3 protein-coding genes are annotated in these 4,663 nt (G+C 66.4%); all 3 read left to right on the top strand.

The genetic code is table 11. The annotated features are described in order from the left end of the window. A partial coding sequence (locus K8I61_03250; GenBank protein ID MBZ0271026.1) for a TIGR03663 family protein occupies window positions 1–1,420 on the top strand: 1,420 nt, incomplete at its 5' end. Next, window positions 1,417–4,065 carry an insulinase family protein gene (locus tag K8I61_03245; protein ID MBZ0271025.1) on the top strand — a complete coding sequence of 883 codons (2,649 nt, stop codon included), beginning with the start codon at window positions 1,417–1,419 and terminating at the stop codon, window positions 4,063–4,065. The genes K8I61_03250 and K8I61_03245, both read left to right, overlap by 4 nt. Window positions 4,066–4,101: 36 nt before the next feature. Continuing rightward, a partial coding sequence (locus K8I61_03240) for an oligosaccharide flippase family protein (protein MBZ0271024.1) occupies window positions 4,102–4,663 on the top strand: 562 nt, incomplete at its 3' end.

The raw sequence follows: 4,663 nt of genomic DNA, 5'->3' as shown, positions 1-4,663 counted from the left end.
CGTCGCGGCGCTTGATCTCAAGCCCTTTCACCACGACGAGTCCGTCAATTTCGGATTCGTCGAGGATCTCGTGAAAAAGGGCTGGTACGCCTACAACCCGACGAACTACCACGGGCCGCTGCTCTACGAATTGGCGTACATCCCGGCGCGCGTTTTCGGCATGGACTCGGCCGATTTGCGCGCCATGCCGGCCTTTTTGGGCGTGCTGGCCGTGGCGGCGCTGCTTGCGCTTTCGCCGTGGATTGGCGTGGCGGGCGCTTTGTTCGCGGGCGGGGCGATGGCAGTCGCCGGCGCGGAGGTCTACTTTGCCCGGACCTTCATCCACGAGATCTATCTCGTTGCCCTCCTGGCGATTGCGACCGTTTTTCTTTTCCGGTTTCAGGCGCGCGCCCGCGCGCGCGATTTGGCCGCGTGCCTGGCGGCCTGGTCGCTGGCGTTCGCTATCAAGGAAACCGCCGCGATTTCGCTTGCCGCCGTGACCGTCGCGGCCCTTTGCGCGCTGGCCTTCGGCCGGCCGGACCAAAGCCCGTTGCCGCTCGGGAATCCCTTTTCCCGGATGGAGGGACGGCGCGATATCAAGACGCTTGACGCGCTCGGCGTGGCGATCCTGATCTGGGCGCTGACATTTTCGACGTTCGGCATCAATCCGCGCGGCCTTGCCGATTTCTTTTACGCCTACATCCCCTGGACGCGCACCGGGGTCGGCGAAACGGGCCACGAAAAGCCGCCGATCTACTTTTTCCGCCTGAGCGCCGAATATTACGCGCCGCTGCTCATCGCCGCGCTCCCCGCGCTTTTCGCCGTCATGCGGCGAAACGCGGCGGCCATCTTTTTTCTTGTCTGGTGGGTTTCGCACCTCGCGATCTACAGCGCGATCCCGTACAAGACTCCGTGGTGCGTCATTTCCATCAATCTTCCGCTGTTCATGCTCGCGGGAATCGGCGTTCAGACCGCCGCCGAACGCCTGGCCAAGCACCCGCGGATCCGCGCGGGCGCCGTCGCGGCGGCGTTTGCGGTTCTTTTGCCCTATGCGGCCTCAAGCGTGGAGTTGAACTTTCTTCACTACGATCGCGACGGCGAGGACATCGTGTACGTGCAGACGCGGCGCCGTTATTTGGCGATGATCCGGCGCATTCACGCGGCGGCGGCGCGATACGGCGGCCCGGACACGCCGATCCAGGTTGTGGACGCCAAGCATCCGATCCGCTTTTACCTGCGCGGTTTCACGAATCAGGCTCATTTTCAGGAAATGCCGACGACGCCCCTTGACGCGCCGATCGTGGTGGTGGACGAAAGCCTGGCCGAGGCGGCCCGCGAACGCATCATTGGGCGGCGGCACGAGGAGACGATTCCGGTGTGGCCCGGCCACAACGAGGTGATATTCACCCTGCTCGATCCGATTTCGGGAGACGATCCATGAAAGACGACATCCGCATCGTCGAGGCGCCCGGCCGCCTGACGGCGATCCTTCACGAAAACCACGACACGCCCGTTGTCTCCGTGCTGATGTACGTGCGCGTCGGCTCGGCCGACGAAACGCCCGACCAGGCCGGGCTTGCGCACCTGCACGAACACATGATCTTCAAGGGCACGCCCTCGCGGCCCGTCGGGCAGATCGCCGCGCAGATCGAGGGCGCAGGCGGGGACATCAACGCCTACACCACGTTCGACCACACCTGCTACTACGTCACGATGGCCTCACGCTTCTGGGAGGTAGGGTTGGACGTACTCGCCGACGCGCTGCGTTTCAGTACCTTCGACGAGCACGAGCTGGCGCGCGAGATTCAGGTGGTGTTCGAGGAGATGAGCCGCAGCAAGGATTCGCCGATGCACCGCGCCGGCGAAAGCCTGTTTCGCTCCGTGTTCAGGAAGCATCCGTACCGGCGGCCCATCATCGGCACGCGACAGGTCCTGCGCCGCATCCGCCGCGCCGATATCGTCTCGTTTTTCCGGAACTACTACGCGCCGAGCAACATGATCGCCGTGCTCGCGGGCGATTTCGACGCGAAAAAGGCCGAGCGGCGCCTGCAAAAGGTGTTCGCGGACGCCAAGCCGGGCCGCGTCAAGCGGCCCTTGCGCGTGACCGAGGCGCCCCAGACGCGCCCGCGCGTGCGCGTGGAGTTCGGCGGATTCCAGGAGACGACGTTTGAGTTCGGCTTCCTCTCGCCGTCCGTCACCTCCGAGGACGCGGCCGCGGGCGACCTCGCGGCGATCGTCCTTGGCGGCGGCGAAAGCTCGCGGCTGAACGTCGCCGTGCACCGCCGCGCGCGCGTGGTGCGCGACGTGTCCGCGTCTTATCTCACGCTGCACGACTCGGGCGTGTTCCTGGTCGGCGGCGTGTGCGAGGCGAAAAAGACACCGGCCGCGCTGCGCGCCGTCGCCGGGCAGATCGAGCGCATGCGCGCCGAGCCGGTGACCGCCCAGGAGCTCGACAAGGCGCGCCGCAACATCGAAGCCTACTTCGTTTTCGAGCGTGAAACGCCGGTGGGACTCGCGAAGAAGCTCGGCTTCTCCTGGCTGCACACGGGCGATCTGGAATTCGACGCAAAATACCTGAAGCGCGTCGCGCGCGCGACGCCCGAGGACATTCGCGCCTTCGCCGAAAAATATCTCGCGCCCGGCCGCATCAATCTCGCGGTCGTCGCCCCCGAAACGGAGAAAAAACGCCTGACCGCCAAGGCCGTCGGCGACGCGTTGCGCGCGGCGCCGCCGAAAAACGCTCGCGCGGCCGCCCGCAAGACAAAAGCGGCCGAGCCCGTTTTAGCACCGTCGCCGAACGGCGGATCGCCCACCGCGGCGTTGACCGTTATCGCCCGGGACGGCGTCCGGCGCCGCACGCACCTTGTCCGCCTTGAAAACGGCATCCGCATCGCGGTGAAGGAAACCACGCAGGCGCCGATCTTTTCGATGAAGACGGCGATGTTCGGCGGCCTGCGCGCGGAGACCGACCGCGACGCGGGCATCTCGCGCATGACCGCGAATCTGTTGACCAAGGGCACGCGCGATTTGTCCGCGGATGCCTTCGCCGAGGCGGTGGAGTCGATCGGCGGCTCGCTGGGCGGATTCTCAGGACGCAACAGCATCGGCGTCGCGGCGGATTTTCTCTCGCGCGATTTCGACGCGGCGATGGAGCTTGTCGCCGAGGCGATGCTCGGATCGACGTTCCCGGAGGAGGAGATCGCCCTCGAACGCGAGGATCAACTCGGCTCGATCCTTCGCCGCGAGGACCAGCTCGCGCGCCGCTGCATCGACCTGTTTCAGGAGACGCTCTACACGCGCCACCCGTACCGCCGGTCAATCCTCGGCACCGAGGAATCGGTCCGCGCGATCACGCGGCGAAAGATCGGCGCGTTCTACAAGCGCGCGCTGCGCCCGGAGGATCTCGTGTTTGCCTTCGCGGGCGACGTGTCGATCGAGCGCGTGCGCAAGGCGGTGACCCAATATTTCGGCAAGCTGTCGCGAAGCGGCGCGAAGCGACGCGATCCCGCGCCCGAGAGCGCGCCGAAAAAATCGCGGCAAGTGACGCTCTTTCGGGACAAGGAGCAGTCGCACCTGGTCGTCGGATTTCTCGGCACGTCGATCGTCTCGCCGGACCGCCACGCGCTGGAGGTGCTGAACGCGGTTCTCGCGGGGCAGGGCGGCCGCCTGTTCCTGGAATTGCGCGACCGGCAGAATCTCGCGTATTCCGTGACGAGCTTCCATCACGAAGGCGTCGAGCCGGGCGCGATCGCGATCTACATCGGGACCTCGCATCACCTCGTCGACAAGGCGCGCCGCGGCATCTGGGAGCAGCTCGAGAAGATTTGTGACGAGCCCGTCGGCGAGGACGAGCTCGCCCGCGTGAAGCGCTATCTCACCGGCAGCACGGAGGTGGAGCTTGCGCATCTGGGTTCCGTGTCGCAGGCGATGGCGCTCGACGAATTGCTCGGGCTCGGCTATCGCGCGCCGTTTTGGGCCGCGCGCGATATCGAACGCGTCACCGCGCGCGCGGTGCGGGCCGCCGCGCGCCGTTATCTGCGCCGCGACACGCACGTCGAGGCGCTCATCACCGCGCCCGGGCGCTGACGGCCGGCGTCGCGCGCGAGCCGCCGGGATGCCCGCTTGAAATCGCTAGGGGAAAAAGCCGCCGGCGCGATGGCGTGGAATCTCGCCGGCAAGCTCTACTTCACCGCCGCGAAATACGTGGAGAGCATCCTGCTCTTCCGCCTGCTCGGCGCCGGCGAATACGGCGTGCTCGCGTCGGTGCTGAACGCGCAGGCGACGTTTGTCACCTTCGCCAGCCTCGGCCTTGGCAATGCGGTCCTGAAATTCCTGCCGCGCGTGCGCGAGTCCGGCGGCGACGAGATCCGATTCATGCGGCGCATGATCGCGATGCGCGTCGCGTTGGGGCTCATCGGCGCGGCGGCGCTATTCGTTTTCGCGCCGTTCCTGGCGAAGGAGGGCGCGGGCGGCGCCGGCCGCGCGTCGCTCTTTCAGGTCGCCGCGCTTCTGGTCGTCACCACGTCGCTGCAAAACCTCCTGATCCGCTTTTTCGTATCGACCTATCGTCAGAAGCGCCTCAACATCATCCAGTCCGCGGTGCAGACGCTTTACGTCGCGGCGGCGGCGACCGTGCTGGTTCTCGGCGGCGGCGTGCTTGCCGTGTTGGCCGTCAATGTAGGCG

The organism is bacterium, assembly GCA_019912885.1.
Lineage (GTDB): Bacteria > Lernaellota > Lernaellaia > JACKCT01 > JACKCT01 > JAIOHV01.
The sequence above is the reverse complement of the archived record's forward strand: the minus strand, read 5'-3'. Positions and strand labels throughout refer to the sequence as shown.